Annotated in this window: 16 protein-coding genes; 4 read left to right on the top strand and 12 right to left on the bottom strand. The window is 68.8% G+C overall.

Features of this window, described 5'->3' with window-relative positions; all coding sequences use genetic code 11:
• Positions 1-3: 3 nt before the first annotated feature.
• The 5 genes from C6P64_RS03675 to C6P64_RS03655 form a co-directional block, all read right to left on the bottom strand.
• Positions 4-789, bottom strand: coding sequence for an energy transducer TonB (locus C6P64_RS03675; protein WP_105747245.1), 786 nt, complete (start codon positions 787-789; stop codon positions 4-6).
• Between the two features lie 56 nt (positions 790-845).
• Complete coding sequence (locus tag C6P64_RS03670) at positions 846-1976, bottom strand: alpha-hydroxy acid oxidase (RefSeq protein WP_105747244.1); 1131 nt, start codon at positions 1974-1976, stop codon at positions 846-848.
• A 15-nt stretch (positions 1977-1991) separates the two neighbouring features.
• Positions 1992-2687: a Fe2+-dependent dioxygenase gene (locus tag C6P64_RS03665; RefSeq protein WP_105747243.1), complete on the bottom strand. Its 696-nt coding sequence runs from the start codon at positions 2685-2687 to the stop codon at positions 1992-1994.
• 46 nt (positions 2688-2733) lie between these two features.
• Positions 2734-5037, bottom strand: coding sequence for a TonB-dependent receptor (locus tag C6P64_RS03660; RefSeq protein WP_342747512.1), 2304 nt, complete (start codon positions 5035-5037; stop codon positions 2734-2736).
• A 175-nt stretch (positions 5038-5212) separates the two neighbouring features.
• Entirely contained in the window at positions 5213-6844 is a 1632-nt protein-coding gene (locus C6P64_RS03655) for an ABC transporter permease (RefSeq protein ID WP_105747242.1), read from the bottom strand.
• Between the two features lie 60 nt (positions 6845-6904).
• Here C6P64_RS03655 and C6P64_RS03650 point away from each other — a divergent pair, with 60 nt between their 5' ends.
• The gene (locus C6P64_RS03650) at positions 6905-7990 is read left to right on the top strand and encodes an ABC transporter ATP-binding protein (protein ID WP_105747241.1); all 1086 of its coding nucleotides are present in this window, start codon (positions 6905-6907) and stop codon (positions 7988-7990) included.
• A 3-nt stretch (positions 7991-7993) separates the two neighbouring features.
• Here the strand turns inward: C6P64_RS03650 and C6P64_RS03645 are convergent, their stop codons facing one another.
• The 7 genes from C6P64_RS03645 to C6P64_RS03615 all read right to left on the bottom strand — a co-directional run bounded on the left by C6P64_RS03645 (position 7994) and on the right by C6P64_RS03615 (position 15877).
• Complete coding sequence (locus tag C6P64_RS03645; RefSeq protein WP_105747240.1) at positions 7994-8638, bottom strand: HAD family hydrolase; 645 nt, start codon at positions 8636-8638, stop codon at positions 7994-7996.
• A gap of 48 nt (positions 8639-8686) precedes the next feature.
• Positions 8687-9730: a TRAP transporter substrate-binding protein gene (locus C6P64_RS03640; protein WP_105747239.1), complete on the bottom strand. Its 1044-nt coding sequence runs from the start codon at positions 9728-9730 to the stop codon at positions 8687-8689.
• A gap of 275 nt (positions 9731-10005) precedes the next feature.
• Complete coding sequence (locus C6P64_RS03635; RefSeq protein WP_105747238.1) at positions 10006-11499, bottom strand: tripartite tricarboxylate transporter permease; 1494 nt, start codon at positions 11497-11499, stop codon at positions 10006-10008.
• Positions 11496-12002 carry a tripartite tricarboxylate transporter TctB family protein gene (locus C6P64_RS03630; RefSeq protein ID WP_105747237.1) on the bottom strand — a complete coding sequence of 169 codons (507 nt, stop codon included), beginning with the start codon at positions 12000-12002 and terminating at the stop codon, positions 11496-11498. The genes C6P64_RS03635 and C6P64_RS03630 overlap by 4 nt, the downstream gene beginning before the upstream one ends.
• 115 nt (positions 12003-12117) lie before the next feature.
• Positions 12118-13131 (bottom strand): Bug family tripartite tricarboxylate transporter substrate binding protein, encoded by a 1014-nt coding sequence (locus C6P64_RS03625; RefSeq protein WP_105747236.1) that lies wholly within the window; start codon positions 13129-13131, stop codon positions 12118-12120.
• 202 nt (positions 13132-13333) lie between these two features.
• Positions 13334-15082 (bottom strand): FAD-dependent oxidoreductase, encoded by a 1749-nt coding sequence (locus C6P64_RS03620; RefSeq protein WP_105747235.1) that lies wholly within the window; start codon positions 15080-15082, stop codon positions 13334-13336.
• Positions 15083-15877 carry a shikimate dehydrogenase family protein gene (locus C6P64_RS03615; RefSeq protein WP_105747234.1) on the bottom strand — a complete coding sequence of 265 codons (795 nt, stop codon included), beginning with the start codon at positions 15875-15877 and terminating at the stop codon, positions 15083-15085.
• A gap of 126 nt (positions 15878-16003) precedes the next feature.
• Between C6P64_RS03615 and C6P64_RS18145 the strand changes: the two genes are divergently transcribed.
• Genes C6P64_RS18145 through C6P64_RS03605 form a run of 3 tightly spaced genes read left to right on the top strand, consistent with a single transcriptional unit; the run spans position 16004 to position 18775 of the window.
• Positions 16004-16162, top strand: a complete 159-nt coding sequence (locus C6P64_RS18145; RefSeq protein ID WP_170073036.1) for a hypothetical protein — start codon at positions 16004-16006, stop codon at positions 16160-16162.
• 21 nt (positions 16163-16183) lie between these two features.
• Positions 16184-17017 carry an IclR family transcriptional regulator gene (locus C6P64_RS03610; RefSeq protein WP_105747233.1) on the top strand — a complete coding sequence of 278 codons (834 nt, stop codon included), beginning with the start codon at positions 16184-16186 and terminating at the stop codon, positions 17015-17017.
• Positions 17018-17035: 18 nt separating this feature from the next.
• Positions 17036-18775 carry an FAD-dependent oxidoreductase gene (locus tag C6P64_RS03605; protein WP_105747232.1) on the top strand — a complete coding sequence of 580 codons (1740 nt, stop codon included), beginning with the start codon at positions 17036-17038 and terminating at the stop codon, positions 18773-18775.
• Positions 18776-18807: the final 32 nt, after the last annotated feature.

Here is an 18807-nt window from a genome sequence, read left to right as displayed (position 1 = left end):
TTACTACTCCAAGACAAAATTGATCGGGACGTTGAACCACATGGCCTCGGGCACGCCGCCGCGCTTGCCGGGCAGGTAGCGCCAGCGCAGCACGGTCTGCAGCGCGGCCTGGTCGAGCCGGTCGTAGCCGCTCGAGCTGCGGATCTCGGCCTTCGAGGCACTGCCGTCGGCTTCGATCAGCACGCGCAGCACGACCTTGCCCTCCTCGCCGAGCCGCTTGCTCAAGCCAGGATAGGCCGGCCTGGGGTTGTTGAGGTAGTCGGCGCTCGAGCTTGGCAGCTCGATGCGGGCCGCCGGCGCCGGGCTGGCGGCAGCGGCACTGCCGGCAGCGGTGCTGGCGGACGCCGCATTGGCCTGGGCCGCAGGCGCGGCCGGCGCACTGGCGCCCGCCGGCGCCTGCGAACTGGGCGCCTGGGCCGGGACGGCCGCTGGCAGTGCAGCGGGTGGCTGCGACCTGGCAGGCACCGAGGGAGTCGGGAGCGGCTGGGCTGTCGGCGGCTGTTGCGCCGGCTTGGCCTGGGGCCTGGCCGGCTGCGGCTTCGCGACGGCAGGCCTGGCTGGCGCAGCAGGTGCAGCGGCCGAGGCCGGCTCGGGCAGCAGCAAGGCGGTGGTGACGACTTCGCCAGGCACCGGCAGTTCGGGCGGCTCGGACTGGCCGGCCAGCAGGACCCAGAGGCCGAGCGCATGCAAGGCCAGCACGGCGGCCAGCACCGAAGCCAGGCGCCGCTGGCGGGCTGTCAGTCCTGGGGCCGGATCAGGCCTGTGGGCAATGGGAGGGGAAATGGTCATGGGGTTGCGCCCTGTGGCACGGAAACGGGTCGGGCCGGCATCCAGGGCTGAATAAATTATAAACGAGAATCAATCTCATTTGTATTTTTTAACCACAGGCAATCCGGCTTGAGGTCGGCCAGGCGGTCGATGCCGCACAGGGCCAGCGCGGCCATGAACTCGTCGAGCAGCAGGCGCAGCACATGGGCGACGCCGGTGGCGCCGGCATTGGCCAGGCCGTGGAGGATCGGCCGGCCGACCAGCACCGCCTGCGCGCCGAGTGCCAGCGCCTTGACGATGTCGGTGCCGCGCCGGATGCCGCCGTCGACCAGCACCGGACAGGCGCCCTGCACCGCCTGCACGATGGCGGGCAGCAGCTCGGCCGTCGCCGGCAGGGTGTCGAGCACGCGGCCGCCGTGGTTGGAGCAGATCAGGCCCGCCACGCCCAGGCTGGCGGCCTGGCGCGCGTCGTCCGGATGGGTGATGCCCTTGAGCAGCAGCGGCAGCGGGCTGCGCGCGAGCAGCCACTCGACATCGGCCCAGCTCAGCGCCTGGCTCAGCAAGGCCTGCAGGCCGGCCGGACCGCCTGGCGTGCCGGCCGGCGCCGCGGGTCCGGGCAGTGCCAGCCAGTCGGGCGGCAGGGTGAAGCCGGCGCGCCGTTCGCGGTCGCGCACGCCGTTGACCGGGGCATCGACCGTCAGCACCAGCGCCTCGTAGCCGGCCTGCTGCACGCGCTGCACCAGCTCCAGCATCCAGGCGCGGTCGCCCAGCCCGTAGAGCTGGAACCAGAGCGGGCCGCGCCCGGCGTCGCCGAGCGCCAGCTGGGCCACCAACTCGGGCGGCGTGCTGGTCTGCGCGCTCAGCACCAGCCCGGCGCCCAGCGCGGCGGCGGCCAGCGCGGTGGCACGCTCGCCGTCGGGATGGGCCAGGCGCTGGCAGGCCATGGGCGCGACCAGCAGCGGGGTCGGCCAGCTTTTCCCGAGCAGATGGCAACCGAGGTCGAGCGGCTGCAGCGGCCGCAGCACCCGGGGACGCAACGACAAGCGGTCCCAGGCCTGGCGGTTGGCGCGCAGCGTGATCTCGTCGGCAGCGCCCCCGTGGAAATAGGCCCAGGCCGCCGCATCGAGCCGGCCTTGCGCCATCGCCTCGTGGTCGGACAGCGTGAACAGGCCGGGCGGCAGGCTCTGGCGGCGTGGCAGGGAAGGCATCGTTCCAGGCCGGGCTCAGGTGCTGGCCCATTGCCGCAGCAGGTTGTGGTAGACCCCGCTCAGGGCGATGGTCTCGGCGCTCTCGCCATGGCGCTGGCGCAGGCGCAGCAGGTTCATGTCGAGCTCGAACAGGGTGCGGCGCTGCTCGTCGCTGCGCACCATGCTCTCGATCCAGAAGAAGCTCGCCAGGCGCGCGCCGCGCGTGACCGGCGTGACCTCGTGCACGCTGGTGCCCGGATACAGCAGCGCGTCGCCGGCGGCCAGCTTGACCGCATGGCTGGCCAGGCCGCCATGGCTGTCGTGCACCCGCAGCTCGCCGCCGTCGTACTCGTCGGGATCGGCCAGGAACAGGGTGCAGGACAGGTCGGTGCGCACCCATTCCTGGCTGGCCCTGGAATGCAGCACCGCGCCGTCGACATGGGGGCCGTAGTGGTTCATGTCGCCACTGTAGCGATTGAACAGCGGGTTGAAAATCTTGCGCGGCAGCGCGGCCGAGAAGAACAGCGGGTCGCGCCGCAGCGCGGCAAGCACCAGCTGCTGCAGTTCGGCCGCCTGCGCGCTGTCCTGCGCCAGCTGGGCATTGCGCTTGTGCGCGACGGCCTGGCCGCCGGCCGTGCTGGCGCCATCGGTCCAGGGTGCATCGTCGCCGAGCAGGGCGCGGGCGCGGGCCAGTTCTTCGGGGCCCAGCAGATTCTTGAGGTGCAGCAGCATGGTGGCAAGGGCCCCGGCCGCGAGGCCGGAGCGGTTCAGCAAGGGATCAGAACAGGACCTTGTAGCTCAGCTGGACCTGGCGCGCGGCGCCCGGTGCGTAGAAGCCGCGGTACAGGGTGTCGGCATAGAGCTCGTCGGTCAGGTTGGTGATGTTGAGCTTGAGCGTCTGGTTGGCATCCACGGTGTATTCGGCCATCGCGTCGACCGTGGTGAAGGCCTTGGCCGTGAGATGGCGCGCGCCCTCGGGGTTCTGCTCGCCGCGGTAGTTCAGGCCGGCCCCCAGGCGCCATTGCGGTGCGACGCGGTAGGTGGTCCACAGGCTGGCGCTGTGCCTGGGCGTCAGCGCCGGGCGGTCACCCTTGACCTGGGCGCCGGTGCCAGCCGCGTTGAGCGCGACATTGCTCTCGTCGATCTCGGCGAACGGAATCCAGCTGTGGTTGTAGAAGATTTCCCACTTCGGCGTGATGCGGCCGGCCAGGTTGAATTCCATGCCGGTGGCATGGCGCTTGCCCGACAGCAGCATCTGGGCGGAAGCGCTGTCCGGGTCGGTGTTGCGCTCGTTGTACTTCTCGGAGTGGAACAGCGCGACGCCGAGCGAGGCCTTGTTGTCGAACAGCTCGAACTTGCCGCCGAGCTCGAAGTTGCGGCTCTTCTCGGGGTCGGTCTGGGCGGCCTTGGCGTTGCTGCTGCCGGCCGCCAGGGAGCCGAGCGCGAACTGGTAGCTGTCGCCCGAGGTGTTGTACGAGGTGCCGAAGGAGGCGTAGTAGGACTCGGTATCGCTCGGCTGGTAGAGCGCGCCCAGGCGCGGGCTGACCAGGTCGTCGCTGCGCTTGAAGCTCGCCGCCGGCGTGCTGCCGCTGGCCGGTGCGTGGTAGGAGGCCTCGAAATGGTCCAGCCGCAGGCCGGCGATCAGCTTGACGGTATCGCTGAGGCTGACGGTGTCCTGGGCATAGAGGCCGATGTTGCTGGCCTGGAAGGTGTTGAGCAGCGGCGGCAGGCGGGTGTCGGCCAACGCCGCGCCATCGTTCGGCGAGCCTACCTTGGTGTTCGGCGATGCTGCCAGCCCACTGATGTAGCTGTTGTTGCGCTCGGCATCCTCGTAGGACAGGTCGACACCGGCGATCAGGCTGTGCTGCTTGCCGAAGGCCTGGAACTTGTCGCTGTAGTCGCTCTGGATCTGGGTCAGGTCGCTGTAGCCGACGCGGGCCTTGGGACTGCGGGACAGCACGCTGTCGGCGCTGAGGTTGTCGGCCGTCACGGCCAGTCCGTCCGGCTGCTGCGCCGCTGGCGCGAAGCGCACCGCGCTGGCCAGCAGGTCGCGCTCGTAATGGCCGGTGCGCACGGTGGTCTTGAGCTCGGAGTCCTGGCTGAAGCGATGCAGGTGGCTGAAAGTGGCGTAGCTGCTTTCGGTCTTGAGGTAGTCGCTGGCCAGGCCGTAGTAGTTCTTGGCCGGCAGGGTCGGCTCGATCTTGCCGTTGGCCGTGAACCAGGGATGGTTGTAGAGCGGCTGACCGTCGGTTTCGAGGTGGTACAGGCCGACCGAGAATTCGTCGCGCGAGCCTATGCCCCAGCGGTAGGTCGGCGCGATGCCCTTCTTGCTGCTGCTGGCGCCATGGTTGTCGGCGTCATGCGTCATCGCATTGAGGCGCAGCGCCGAGTCCTCGCCGGTCTGGAGGTTGAAGTCGCCGGTCACGCGCAATTCATTGCCGCTGCCGACGGTGACATCGACCTCGTGCTGGTCCATCAGGAAGGGTTGCTTGCTGACCTGGTTGACCACGCCGCCGGTCGAGCCCTTGCCAAACAGCATCGAGGCCGAGCCCTTGAGGACTTCGACCCGGTCGTGGTTGAAGGTGTCGCGCTCGATCAGCGGCGCGTCGCGCAGTCCATCGACGTAGATGTCGCCGGCCTGGCCGAGCGAGAAGCCGCGCAGGCGCACATCCTCCTCGCCGGTCTCGCCGGCCATGAAGGTCACGCCGGCGGTGGTCTTGAGCACTTCGCGGAAGTCGTCGAGGTTGCGGTCGTCCATCAGCCGCTCGGTCATCACGGTGACGCTCTGCGGGATGTCGCGCAGCGCCTGTTCGCCCTTGGCCATACGGCTGGCGGTGGTACGCAGGCTGTTCTTGGTCCTGGCCTCGACCGGATCGCCCTGCTCCTTGACGGTCACGGTCGACAGGGTGGCCTCGCTGGTGGCAGGAACCGTCTGCGCGCCGGCATTCATCGAGCCGGCCAGCAGCAGCGCGCCGAGCGGCAGCAGGGACAGGCCGGCAGCGGCTGGGGTTGAGACTTCGGCACGCAGGGCCTGGCGGGCCAGGGAAGCGTGGAGCGGATCGGGGCGGACGTTGCGAGTCATGTTGCAGAATCGTTGGAGAGATTGCTGGCTGGCTGGCAACGCCGGGGATGCGCTGTGGCTGGCTGGATGGCACAATTATGACACCAAACAAGAATCAATCTCATTTGCAAGCAAAAATTCAGCCCGCGCGGATCCAGGGCGCGGGCTGCTGCAAGGCGGATGGAGGACCGAAGGGTCAGCCCTTGCGGCTGCGGGCGATCTGGCGCGACAGCAGGATCAAGGGCAGCAGGCCGACCAGGACGATGGCCAGCGCGGCGCTCGAGGCCTCGGCCAGGCGCTCGTCGGAGGCCAGGTTGTAGGTCTGGGTCGCCAGGGTGTCGAAGTTGAACGGCCGCATGACCAGGGTGGCGGGCAGCTCCTTCATGACATCGACGAACACCAGCAGGCCGGCGGTGAACAGGCTGCCACGCAGGAGGGGCAGGTGGACCCGGCGCAGCACCGCGAGCTGGCCCGAGCCCAGGCTGCGCGCGGCGTCGTCCATGCTCGGGGTGATCTTGCCCAGGCTGCCCTCGACGGTCTGCAGCGCGGCCGACAGGAAGCGCACCAGGTAGGCATAGACCAGGGCGGCGATGCCGCCGGTCAGCAGCAGGCCGGGGTTGCTGCCGAACAGCTGCTGCCAGCCGGCCGCCAGCCAGTGGTCGAGCCGGGTCACCGGGATCAGCACCCCGACCGCGATCACCGATCCCGGCACCGCGTAGCCGAGTCCGACCAGCCGGTTCAGGCCGCGCGCCAGCCAGCTGCGCGACAGGCGCGCCGCATAGGCCAGCAGCAGCGCAAGGCCGACCGCCAGCGCCGCCGTCAGCAGCGCCAGCGTCAGGCTGTTGCCGGCCAGCTGGAAGAAGCGGCTGCCGAACTCGCCGATGCCCTGGGCCCAGGCCATGCGCAGCAGCAGGCCGGCCGGCAGCAGGAAGCCCAGCAGCAGCGGCAGCAGGCACCAGAGCGCCGCCAGCCAGGCGCGCCCGCCGCGCAATTGATGGCCCGGCATGGGCCGGTTGCGGCCGGTGGTGTTGTGGTAGCTGGCGCGGCCGCGCGAATGGCGCTCGAGCAGCAGCAGCAGCACGACGAAGCCCAGCAGCAGGGTCGCGAGCTGGGCCGCTGCCGTGCGGTCGCCGAGCGAGAACCAGGCGCGGTAGATGCCGGTGGTGAAGGTGTCGACGCCGAAATAGGCCACGGTGCCGTAGTCGGCCAGGGTCTCCATCAGCACCAGCGCGACGCCGGCGGCAATCGCGGGCCGCGCCAGCGGCAGCGAGACGCGCCAGAACACCTGCCAGGGCCCCTGCCCCAGCGTGCGCGCCGCCTCCAGCATGCCGCTGCTGCGCTCGAGGAAGGCATTGCGCGCCAGCAGGTAGACATAGGGATAGAGCACCAGCGTGAACATCGCGGCCGCACCGCCCAGGCTGCGCACGTCGGGGAACCAGTAGTCGCTGCGGCGCCAGCCGAAGGCCTCGCGCAAGGCGGTCTGCACCGGACCGACGAACTGCAGCCAGTCGGTGTAGAGGTAGGCCAGCACATAGGCCGGCATCGCCATCGGCAGCACCAGCGCCCACTCGAAGACGCGCCGGCCCGGGAACTCGTGCATCGCGGTCAGCCAGGCGGTGCTGACGCCGAACAGGATCACGCCCGCTGCCACCCCCAGGCACAGCCGCAGCGAGTTGAGGATATAGTCCGCCAGCACCGTGTCGACCAGATGCTGCCAGGTCGCGCCAGTGCCTCCGGCCAGCAGATAGAAAGCGATGCTGGCGACCGGCAGCGCCGCCAGGGCAGCGACCAGCAGCGACAGCTGAAGCAAGGGAGAAATGGGGCGCATGGTGAACGGAACCGGTTTTTAGTTGAGAATAATAATCGTTTGTTAACTATCCCTGCTGCCATGGCTCATCTGGACATCGTCAATCTCGTGCAACGCTACGATCGGCAGACCATCGTGCAGGACGTCAGCCTCCAGGTGCAAGCGGGCCAGATCGCCTGCCTGCTCGGGCCGTCGGGCTGCGGCAAGACCACCTTGCTGCGCTGCATCGCCGGCTTCGAGGCCGTGGCCGGCGGCGAGATCCGGCTCGATGGCGTTTGCGTCAGCCGCCCGGGCTACAACCTGGCGCCCGAGAAGCGCCGGATCGGCATGGTGTTCCAGGACTATGCGCTGTTTCCGCACCTGACGGTGGCGCAGAACGTCGGCTTCGGCCTGAGCCAGGCCAGCGCGGCCGAACGGCAGCAGCGGGTCGAGCATCTGCTCGAGCGGGTCGGGCTGTCGGGCCAGAGCCACAAGCATCCGCACGAGCTCTCGGGCGGCCAGCAGCAGCGGGTCGCGCTGGCGCGCGCGCTGGCGCCGCGGCCGCAGCTGGTGCTGCTCGACGAGCCGTTCTCGAACCTCGACGTCGACCTGCGCGAGCGGCTCTCGCTCGAGGTGCGCGAGATCCTCAAGCGCGAGGGCGCAACCGCAGTGCTGGTCACGCATGACCAGAACGAGGCCTTCGCGATGGCCGACGTGATCGGCGTCGTCACCGAGGGCCGGATCCAGCAATGGGACAGCGCCTACAACCTGTATCACAGGCCGGCCAACCGCTTCGTCGCCAACTTCATCGGCCAGGGCGTGCTGCTGCCGGGCCGGGTCATCAACGAGCACGAGGTCGAGATCGCGCTCGGCGTCCTGCCCTCGGTCGATCCGGTCGAATGCGGCCGCAGCTGCGCCGGCTGTCCGCAGCGCCAGCCGTCCGAGCCCTGCGCGGTCGACGTGCTGCTGCGCCCGGACGACGTGGTGCATGACGACGACAGCCCGGTACGGGCCAAGGTGGTGAACAAGGCCTTCCGCGGCGCCGAGATCCTCTACACGCTGGAGCTCGGCAGCGGCGAGCGGGTGCTGTCGCTGGTGCCGAGCCACCACAACCATGCCCTCGGCGAGCCGATCGGCATCCGGCTCGACGTCGACCATGTGGTCGCGTTCAAGTCGCCCGGCGCCTGAGGCTCAGAAATGGTCCGCGAGCTCGGCGAGTTCGCGGATGAAGACGACTTGTTGCCGCAGCGCGGTCGGCGCCTGCGCGCGCGGCAGCAGCGTGAAGACCTGCATGCCGGCGGCCAGTCCGGCCTCGACGCCGGGCAGGCTGTCCTCGACCACCGCGCAGCGCGCCGGCGCCACGCCCAGCGCAGCGGCCGCATGCAGGAACAGGCCCGGCTCGGGCTTGAAGCTGCCGACCTCGTAGGCGCTGTAGATGCGGTCGCGCAACAGCGGCAGCAGGCCGGTCAGGCCGAGCGTGAGCTCGACCTTTTCGCGCGGGCCGTTGGTCGCGACGCAGAACGGCAGCGCCAGGCGGCGCAGCAGGGCCTCGGCGCCGGCCATCGGCGCCAGGCCGAGGCGAAAGCGCTCGGCCATCGCGGCGCGCAGCTGCAACAGGAAGGCATCGGCGAAGCCAGGCTCGTGGCGGCCGGCCTCGGCGGCCAGGCGGGCGGCACAGTCGGCCATGCGCACGCCGCGAAAGCGCTCGTGCAGGGCTTCGCGCTGCCAGTCCAGCCCCAGCGCCAGCGCCTGCTCGTGCAGCACGTCGAGGCCGGGGGTTTCGCTGTCGACCAGGGTACCGTCGGCATCGAAGATCACCGCTTCAATCGGCTGCATGGCTGCTGCTCCAGGTCAAGTCACTGCTGCTGGGAACCAGGCCAGGGCTTACTTCTTCGCGGCCGGTGCGGCAGCAGAGGCGCGCGCCTTGTCGACGGCGGCGTAGAGCTCGTTGACCAGCGGCTCGCCGATCTGCTTGGTGTACTTGTCGACCACCGGCTGGGCCTTTTCCTTAATCTTGGCGCGGTCGGCGGCCGGCAGCTCGTTGATCAGCATGCCCTTGGCCTTGAGCTCGGCGAGGCCGGCGGCATTGCGCTCGCGCGAGATCTTGCGCTGGTAGTCGCGCGCCTCGTCGGCAGCGTCCTGCAGCAGCTTCTTCTCCTCGGCGCTGAAGCTGTCCCAGATCTTCTTGCTGTAGATCACCGACTGCGGGTTGTACATGTGGCCGGTCAGCGAGAAGTATTTCTGCACCTCGTAGAGCTTGGCGTTGGTCATGTTGATGACCGGCTGGGTGCCGCCGTCGACCGCGCCCTGCTCGAGCGCGCCATAGAGCTCGGGATAAGGCAGCGGCACCGGGTTGGCGCCCATGGCGCGCATGAAGTCGACGTAGATCGGGGTCTCGATGACGCGGATCTTCAGGCCCTGCAGGTCCTCGAACTTGGCGATCGGGCGCTTGCTGTTGTGGAAATGGCGGAAGCCCAGTTCCCAGTAGGACAGGCCGACCAGGCCCTTGGGCTCGAGCATGGCGTGCAGCTTCTTGCCGAAGGCGCCATCGACCACGGTGTAGGCCTCCTGCTCGGTGCCGAAGACGAAGGGGAAGTCGTAGACCGCCATCTCCTTGACGACGCCGGCCAGCAGGCTCGAGTTCATCACGCACATGTCGACCGTGCCGCCCTGCATCGCCGAGACCACCGCGGTGTCCTTGCCCAGCGTGCCGCCGCCGAAGACGTTGACCTTGATCTTGCCGCCGCTCTTGGCCTTGACGATGTCGGCAAACCGGACGGCCGCATCGTACTGCGCGCTGCCGGCGCTGTTCTGCATCGCGAACTTGATCGTGCGTTCCTTGACCTGGGCGAAGGCCGGAGCGCTGAAGGCGACGGCGGCCAGCGCGGCGCAGCTGGCGGCCAGGAACTGGCGTTTGAATACTTGCATCTGTCTGTCCTCTGATGAGTGAAGGGCTGGTGGACTGCCGCCCGTGCCGGCCAGCGGGCTGGATGGCAGCGGCCTGGTCGGCATTCCATGCGGTGACTGGACTGTAGGGTCAAGTCGGGCCGCCAGACCGGTGCCACCTGGCGACAAGGCACGATCAACGCACAGCCATGATCGATGAGCGTTCACTCATAGGGTTAATCCCAGGAGGTCCGCGGCCGGCACAGACAGCAAGCCCGGGACGAAGCCCGGGCCATGGTGGCAGGAGCGGCGGCTTCTCAGGCGCGGCGCAGCAGCCTCTTCCACCACTGGGTCTGGCTGACCACGGTGAAGACCACCGCGGCCAGGATGATGGCCGACAGCGGGGTGGTGACGAACTCGGTCAGGAACAGGCCGACATCGTCGCCGGTCGACATCATGGCCTGGCGATAGCTGCGGTCCATCATCGGGCCCAGGATCATGCCCAGGATGACCGGACCGACCTGGAAGCCGTACATCTTGAGGAAATAGCCCAGCAAGCCGAAGCCCAGCATCCAGTAGACATCGACCGGGTTGTTGTTGATCGCATAGGCGCCAACGGCGGACAGCACCAGGATCAGCGGCAGCAGGATGGGCTTGGGCGTCTCGACGATCTTGGCGAAGATCTTGATGCCGGTCAGGCCGAACACCAACAGGAACAGGTTGGCCAGGCAGAGCGAGCCGACGATGAACCAGAACAGGTGCGGGGTCTCGATCATCAGCATCGGACCCGGCTTGAGGCCGTGGATGTAGAGCGCACCGATGATGACGGCGGTCACCGCATCGCCCGGGATGCCCAGTGTCAGCATCGGCACGTAGGCACCGCCGACGGCGGCGTTGTTGGCCGACTCCGGTGCCACCAGGCCTTCGTAGGCACCCTGGCCGAAGGGACGCGACGGGTTCTTGACCGTGCGCTTGGCATGGTCGTAGGCCATCAGCGCCGCGATGTCGCCACCCGCGCCGGGCAGCGCACCGACCACCACGCCAATGGTCGAGGTGCGGGTTGCCAGGCCCAGGTGCTTGCGCACCAGGTTCCAGGACGGGATGATCTTGCTGACATCCTGCTTGATGGCCTTGATCTTGAGCTCATGGATCTGCGCGATCACCTCGGCGACGCCGAAGAAGCCGATCATGGCGGCGATGTAGGAGATGCCGGCCGACAGCTGCAGGCTGCCGAAGGTCAGGCGCTGCTCGCCCGTCATCGGGTCGAGGCCGACGCAGGCGATCAGGGCACCGAGCGCGCCCGAGAAGATACCCTTCGAGAGCGACTCGCCCGACAGGCTGCCCACCAGCAGCAGGCCCCACATGGCCAGCAGCAGGTACTCGCGCGGACCGAACTTGAGCGCCAGGTCGGAGACCGCCGGCGCGGCGACGGCCAGCGCCAGGATGCCGACGAAGCCGCCATAGACCGAGACCACCGTGGTCAGGCCGATGGCCTGGCCCGCCTCGCCGCGCTTGGCCAGCGGAAAGCCGTCCATGCCGGTGGCGATGGCCGACGGCGCACCCGGGATGTTGAGCAGGATCGCGCTGCGCGAGCCGCCATAGACGCCCCCGAGGTAGATGCCCGAGATCAGTGCCAGCGCGTGGTTGACGTCCCACTTGAAGGTGAAGGAGATCAGAATCGAGACCGCCATCGTGACCGACAGGCCGGGAATCGCGCCGATGTAGATGCCGGCAAAGGTGCCCGCTGCCGTCAGCAGCAGCATCATCGGGTCCAGCCAGGACATCAGGAAATAACCAAGGGCTTCCGTCATTTGAGGAACTCCGGCAGATAGGGACCGACCAGGCTGCCCGCAGGCAGCACGACCGAGAAGGCGGTCTGGAACACGACAAAGATCGCTGCCAACACCACCGCGCTGACCAGCAGGTTGAGCCCGAAGCGCTGGCTGCCCAGCACCTGCATCGACAGCAGCAGGAACAGGTAGGAGCCGAGCAGGAAGCCGACGATCTCCAGCGTGAGCGCATAAGCCACGATCAGCAGCGTGAACAGCACCAGTTGCAGCGGCGCGAGCTTGCGCACGAAATGCTGGAAGAAGGTATCGCCTTCCAGCTCCAGCCTGGCCCGGGCGGTCTTGGCCAGGCTCATCAGGCCGGTGACCAGGAGCAGCGCCGCGCACAGCATCGGGAAGGCGCCAGGCGAGGAAATCGATTCGAAGTGGGAAATGTTGTAGGCGGCCCAGAGCATGAAAGCGCTGAATGCCACGGCGAGCGCCATGAAGGTCAGCTCACCGGGCAGGCGGGGATGGCTGGTGTGCATGAAATTGGTTTCCTCTTGTAAGCCAGGCAGGACCGGACAGCCCGGGGGCTGCCGATCCATTCAATCCGGGACCGGCCAGGTCTGGTGGCCGACCAGCCCCGGGGCCGGAACCGACTCAGGGCTTGGGGATGCCGAGCTCGGCCGGGTTCTTCTTGGCCACGCCGGCGTCCTGGTACAGCCAGGCGGTGGTCGACTGCCACTTCTGGATGAACTTCTCGGCCTCGGCGCCGCCGATGTTGAGCATGGTCGTGCCGCGGCTTTCCATCAGCTGGCGGTACTTCGGGTTGTCACCCGCCTTCTTGAAGGCCGCGACCAGCTTGGCCTTGACATCGTCGGGGGTCTCCTTCTTGACGAACACGCCATACCAAGGCCCCCAGGGCAGGTACTTGGGCAGGCCGCGCAGCGAGGGCGCATCGGTCATCGGCGGGATGTTCTGGAAGGGCTTGTCGCTCAGCACGGCAAGCGCCTTGAGTCGGCCGGCCTTGATATGCTCGATCACCGCACCCGAGGCGATGAAGCCGATGTCGGCATGGCCGCCCTGCAGCGCCGCAATCGCCGGGCCATCGCCATCGAACGGCACCTTGATGGTGTCGAACTTGGTCAGGCTGTTCATCATCGCGTTGACCGTGAACGGCACCGTGCCCTGGCCGGCCAGGTACTGCTTGACCTTCCTGGGGTTGGACTGGACGAAGCTCAGCAGGTCCTGCGTGGTGTTCCAGGGCGCGTCAGGACGCGCGACCAGCAGGATGGTGTTGGCGACGGCCGCGATGTTGATCGGGTAGAACTTGTCGTAGTCGAAGTCGGCCGTGCCCATGACCTTGTAGAGCGACTGCGGCTCGGCGCCCATCAGCAGGGTGTAGCCGTCGGCCGGCTGCTGCAGCACGAAGTTGGCGCCGATCGCACCGGCGGCGCCGGGCTTGTTCTGCAGCACGATCTTCTTGCCCAGCGCCTCCTCGGCGTAAGGCGCGTAGCCACGCATCGCCACGTCGGTGCCACCGCCGGCACCCCACTGGATCACGGCCGTGACGTCGCGCGCCGGGTAGGCCTGGGCAAAGGCATTGCCCCCCAGGGTGGTGGCGGCAACGGCCAGCAGGGCTGTCGTCAGGATCTTGCGTTTGTGGCTTTGCATGGTTTGTCTCCTGTCAGGAATGGAAAGGGTTGGAGTCCTGCGTCCCGGACTCAAGGGCAGAAAGTCCGCAGCGATGCGATAGCCTGCGCACTGTAGGCCGGTCGAGGCAGCTGGCCTCGCTGGCCTGTCCCTTCAATGCTCGATGATCGATAACTTCAGAACGATCATCGATCGCAACAAGGGTAAGCACGGGGGTTAGGCTTCAGGCCTGGGCGCGCGCCAGCGCGTCGCGGCTCGCGAGGTAGGCGAACACCAGGCCCGGACCGATCGTGATGCCCGGCGCGGTGTAGACGCCGCCCATGATCGAATGCTGGTCGTTGCCGACCGCGTACAGGCCGGCGATCGGCTGGCGCTCGGCGTCGAGCACGCGTGCCTGGGCATCGGTGACGAAGCCGGTGGCGGCGCCGATGTCGCCCGGATACAGCCTGACCGCGTAGTACGGGCCTTGCCGCAGCGGCCCCAGGTTGGGGTTCTTGCCGCCCGCGCTGGCGTCGCCGATGTTGTGCGAATAGGCGGTCGAGCCGCGGCCGAAATCCGGATCGATGCCGGTCTGGGCATAGGCATTGATCTTCTCGACGCTGGACTTGAGGCCCTGGGCCGAGATGCCGAGCCTGGCCGCCAGCTCGTCCAGGGTCGCGCCCTGGGTCAGGTAGCCGTCGGCCAGGAAGGACTTGAGCAAGCCGGTGCTGGCGCCGGGTCGCACCATGCCGATGCCGTACTTGTGCAGCGCCGCGCTGTCGCAGACCAGGTAGGCCGGGATGCTGGGACTTTGCTGATGCGCCGCCTGCATGCCGAGGCCGAACAGGTGGTAGGAGGTGCTTTCGTTGACGAAGCGCTCGCCAGCCTGGTTCACGGTCAGGAAACCGGGCTTGGCACGGTCCATCACGAAATGCGGGAACACCGCCCAGCTGCCGTCCGGGCGCTGGCGTCGCGACACCGGGGCCCAGAACGAGTGGGACAGGGCGCCCTCGCCGTACTGCGCGCCCAGGGCTGACGCCAGCCCATGGGCCTGGCCGGTGTGGCCGGGTGCGGCCGGACACCAGTCGAGCGGAATGCCGGGCAGCAGCTTGGCGCGCAGTTCCGGGTTGCGGTTGAAGCCGCCGCTGGCCAGCACGACCCCGCCGCGCACCTGGACCTTGCGGCGCTGGCCATGCTGCAGCAGCGTCACGCTGTCGACGACCTGACCGCTCTGGCCGGTCTTGTGGCCGATCTGCTCGACCGTGGTGTTGAGCGCCAGCGTGACCTTGTCGTGCCGGGACAGCGAATACAGCAGGCGTGCCGCCAGGGCATTGCCCATCACCAGCCGGGTGCCGCGGCTGTGGCCGAGCCGGTCCTTCAGGTGGCGCAGGAGGATGCGGGCCGAATGGCGGAACGAGGCCAGCGACTTCGTCATCCCCAGCAGGTGGTTGATGTCGGTGCGGTCGACCATCATGCCGCCGAGCACGGTGAACTCGGGGATCGGCGGGCGGATCAGCTGGAACAGCTCGCCGAGCAGGCGGCCGTCGAAGGGCAGCGGCTCGAGCGCGCGCCCGCTCAGGGTCGATCCGCCGAGGTCGGAGATGTAGTCCGGGTGCTTCGGGTAGGGCCGGTAGCGCAGCTCGCTGTGGGCCTCGATCCGCTCGACCGCGGCCTTGCCATGGTCGAGGAAGGCCTGGCGCAGCGCCGGGTCGCTGCACTCGCCGATGGCGTTGTCGAGATAACGCCTGGCCTGGTCCAGGTTGTCCTGCGGATTGACCTTGGCTGCATGGTGGCTGCCCGGTACCCAGGTGGTGCCGGCAGACCAGGCGGTGGTGCCGCCGACATGTTCGCTGCGTTCGACCAGCAGCACCTTGGCGCCGTCGATCGCGGCATAGAGCGCGGCCGACATGCCGGCGCCACCGGCACCGATCACGACCAGGTCGTAGCTGTCCTGCTCAGGAATGGCTTGCAGGTTCTGGCTCAGGACTTGCATTCATTTCCCCAGCAGGAAGGCCACCATCAGGTCGCGCACCCGGGCGAACATGTCGGCGCCGGTCATGGTGTGGCAGCCCAGCTCGCGCGCGGCCTGGATCATCGGCGGCACGGCCGGCGCCGTGATCACGCAACCGACGAACATCTCGGGCGTGAAGCGGCTCGAGTCGATCGGATGCGGGTCGCCCTCCTTCATGCCGACCGGGGTGGCGTTGAGCACGATGTCCTGGCCGCTCGGGTCGGGGCTGCCGGCGACCACCGGGCACAGGCCCAGGCTGCCCAGGCGCTGCACCAGGATGTCGCGGCGGCTCAGGTCCGGATCGTGGATCGCGAGCTGGCTGACGCCGCCGGTGACCAGCGAATAGGCAATCGCCGAGCCGGCGCCCCCCGCGCCGACCAGCAGCACGCGCTTGCCCTCGATCGCGCAACCCTTGCTGCGCAGGGCCTCGACATAGCCCAGGCCGTCGAACATGTCGCCATGCCAGCTGCCATCTGGATTGCGCCGCAGCACGTTGCAAGCCCCCAGGAAGGCGGCGCGCTCGGAGCTGGTGTCGCACAGCGCCTGGTAGGCGAACTTGTGCGGCACGGTCACGATGATGCCGTCGACGTTGCCGGCCAGCGAGACGCCGGCATGCCAGCCCGCCAGGTCGGCCGGCGCCACATGGGCCGGGATGCAGATCGCGTCGTGGCCGGCCTGCTGGAAGGCCTGGGTCACGCCAGCCGGGGACTTCACCTGGGCGATCGGGTCGCCGACGATGAAATGCACGCGGGTCGCGCCGTTGAGAAGCTGGGTCATGTCTGTCTCTGCCAAGGAAGGAGTGGATGTTTGCGTCGGATCATACATAAAAGTGGAATTACATTCAACTATTGAATATCTCTCAATTTTTGAATACACTTACAAACAAGAACTCAAGCAAGACCCATGACCCAAGCCAACCGCCTGGCGGTGCTGGATGCTGGCGCCATCGGCCACACCCGCATTGACCGGATTCCACGCAAACCCGAACTGGCCCTGACCGGCATGGCCGACCTGGCATCGGCCGGCTCGGGCCAGGCCATCGCCTGTACGCTAGCCCCCTGACCCAACACAGGAGAAGCAAACATGAACGGCGTACTCGAACGAACCCTGGGCATCCTGGAACTGCTGGCCCAGCACGGCGAAGGCATGGAGCTCGGCGCCATCGCCGACCAGCTCAACATCCCGCGCAGCGCGGTGCACCGCCTGCTGGCCGACCTGGTGCGGCTGGGCTATGTGCGCCAGGCGCGCGGCCACGGCGACTACCTGCTGACGACCAAGCTGGTCTCGATGGGACTGAGCTACCTGGGCAACAGCGGCATCATCGACATCGCCCAGCCGCTGCTGAATCGCCTGGCCGAGATCTCGGGCGAGCTGGTGCGGCTGTCGGTGGTCGACGGCGAGCGCCTGACCTGGGTCGCCCGGGCCCAGGGCGCGCGCCAGGGCCTGCGCTACGACCCCGACATGGGCAGCGACGCGCAGCTGTCCTGCTCCTCGTCGGGCTGGGCCTGGCTGTCGACCATGAGCGACGACGCGGCGCTGGCCCTGGTGGCGCGCCAGGGCATAGGCCAGCCGGAAGATTTCGGCCCGGCCGCGCCGGCCACGCTGCCGGCCGTGCTGGAGGCGCTGCACCGCACGCGCGAACAAGGCTACAGCCTGACGATAGATACCTACACCGCCGGCCTGAGCGCGATGTCGGCGCCGGTGCGCTTCGCCGGCCAGCCGGCCTTCGGCGTGGTCACGGTCGCCGGTCCGACCGTGCGCTTCACGCCCGAGCGCATGCAGGCGCTGCTGCCCGAGCTGCTGTCCACCGCCGACCAGCTGGCAGCGACCAGTGGTGCCTCGCCCTTCTTCACCCTGACCGCCGAAACCGGCGCCAGCCAGGGCGCCGCCGGCCGCAAGCCGATCTACGCGCTCTGACCCCCCTTCCCCAGCCGCATGTCCTATCCTGCCTCCCCCCCCACCACATGCGACCTGCTGGTCGTGGGCTCGGGCGCCGGCGCGCTGTCGGCGGCCGTCACGGCGGCCGAGCTGGGTCTGCGGGTGATCGTGGTCGAGAAGGAGCCGCAGTTCGGCGGCACCAGCGCCTGGTCGGGCGGCTGGATGTGGATTCCGCGCAACCCGCTGGCGCGGCAGGCCGGCATCGTCGAGGACGTCGAGCGCCCGCTGTCCTACCTGCGCCATGAGCTCGGCGACCGCTTCGACCTGCCACGCGCGCTGGCTTTCCTGGAACACGGCCCGCGTATGGTCGAGTTCTTCCAGCGCAGGACCGCGCTGCAGTTCATCGACGGCAATGCGATCCCGGACTTCCATGGCCGCAGCCCCGATGCCGCGACCGGCGGCCGCTCGATCTGCGCCGCGCCCTTCGATGCGTCCCAGCTCGGCGCGCGCCTGCACGACCTCAAGCCGCCGCTGCCAGAGACCACGCTCTGGGGCATGGGCATCGCCTCGGGCGCCGAGCTGCGCCATTTCCTCAATGCCAGCTCGCAGCCGGCCTCGTTCCGGTACGTGACCAAGCTGCTGCTGCGCCACTGCAAGGACCTGCTGCTCAAGCGGCGCGGCACCCGCTCGGTCAACGGCAACGCGCTGGTCGCGGCGCTGGCCAAGTCGGCGCTGGACCGCGGGGTCGAGATCCGCGTCAACAGCCCGGCCAGGCAGCTGCTGCGCGCCGGCGGTCGCGTGACCGGCGCCCTGGTGCAGACCCCGGCCGGCGAGCTGGCGATCCATGCCCGGCGCGGCGTGCTGCTGGCCACCGGCGGCTTCCCGCATGATCCGGTGCGCAAGGCACAGCTGCTGCCCCATGCCCCGACCGGGCAGGAGCACTGGTCGGCCGCCAGCCGCGGCAATAGCGGCGACGGCCTGCGCCTGGGCGAAGCCGCGGGCGGCCAGGTGGCCGACGACCTGGTGCAGGCCGCCGCGCTGGCGCCAGTGTCGCTGGTGCCGCGCGCCGACGGCACGTTCGCGCATTTTCCGCACCTGATCGAGCGCGCCAAGCCCGGGCTGATCGCGGTCAACGCGCGCGGCCAGCGCTTCACCAACGAAGCCGACAGCTACCACGACTTCATGCAAGGCCTGCTGGCCGCCACCCCTGCGGGCGAAAAACCCGAGGCCTGGCTGGTGGTGGACCATGCCTTCATCCGCTACTACGGCCTGGGCGCGGTCAAGCCGTTTCCGCTGCCGCTGGGCCCCTGGCTCAGGAACGGCTACCTCAAGCGCGGCCGCACCCTGGCCGAACTGGCCCAGGCCTGCGGCATCCAGGCCGCCGCGCTGCAGGCCACGGTCGAGCGCTACAACGCCATGGCCTTGCAGGGCCGGGACCAGGACTTCGCCAAGGGCGAGACGCCGTACAACCGCATCCAGGGCGACGCGATCCGGGCCCAGGCCGCCGGCCTCGCGAACCCCTGCATGGGGCCGCTGGCACAGGGTCCGTTCTACGCCGTCAAGGTCGTCATGGGCAGCCTGGGCACCTTCGCCGGACTCAAGGTCAACCAGCAGGCCCAGGTGCTCGACGCTCAGGGCGAGCCGATTGCCGGCCTCTATGCCGGCGGCAACGACCTCAGCAGCCTGATGGGCGGCCATTACCCGAGCGGTGGCATCACGCTCGGTCCGGCCATGACCTTCGGCTTCATCGCCGCCCACCATGCGGCCGGCATCGATCCGGCCAGCAGCGCCCGCTGAGCCGCTGCCCTGGCAGCCAGGACGCCCGACCC

The sequence above is a fragment of the Malikia granosa genome, assembly GCF_002980595.1.
In the GTDB taxonomy this organism is placed as follows: domain Bacteria; phylum Pseudomonadota; class Gammaproteobacteria; order Burkholderiales; family Burkholderiaceae_C; genus Malikia; species Malikia granosa.
This window is presented reverse-complemented; position numbering and strand designations above follow the sequence as displayed.